The organism is Bradyrhizobium sp. (assembly GCF_016462955.1).
GTDB lineage: Bacteria > Pseudomonadota > Alphaproteobacteria > Rhizobiales > Xanthobacteraceae > Bradyrhizobium.
Genome location: NZ_JAEMSD010000807.1, coordinates 1739 through 2014 on the forward strand (window position 1 = coordinate 1739; position 276 = coordinate 2014).

Annotated in this window: 1 pseudogene; it reads right to left on the reverse strand. The window is 70.7% G+C overall.

From position 1 onward, the window contains the following. Positions 1 to 6 precede the first annotated feature (6 nt). A pseudogene (locus JHD07_RS38655) lies at positions 7 to 276 on the reverse strand (xanthine dehydrogenase family protein subunit M); the annotation flags it as partial.

Sequence of the window (276 nt, forward strand, 5' to 3'; positions counted from 1 at the left end):
GGCCAGCTATTCCTGTCCCGAGAGCAGGCGGCGCAGATGCACGCCGACAATCTCGCGGCGATACCAGGCGCTGCCGAGCGCGTTGTCGGATGGCGATGTTCCTTCGCTTGCCGCGGAGGCCGCGGCAGCGATCGTCGCCGCATCCAGCGAGCGTCCCTCCAGCGCGCGTTCGGCCGCCCTGGCGCGGATCTGTGTCGGGGCCATCGAGCCCAGCGCGATCCGCGCGCCGGCGATCCGTCCGCCGCTGACCGGCAGATGTGCAGCAAGCGTGATTAC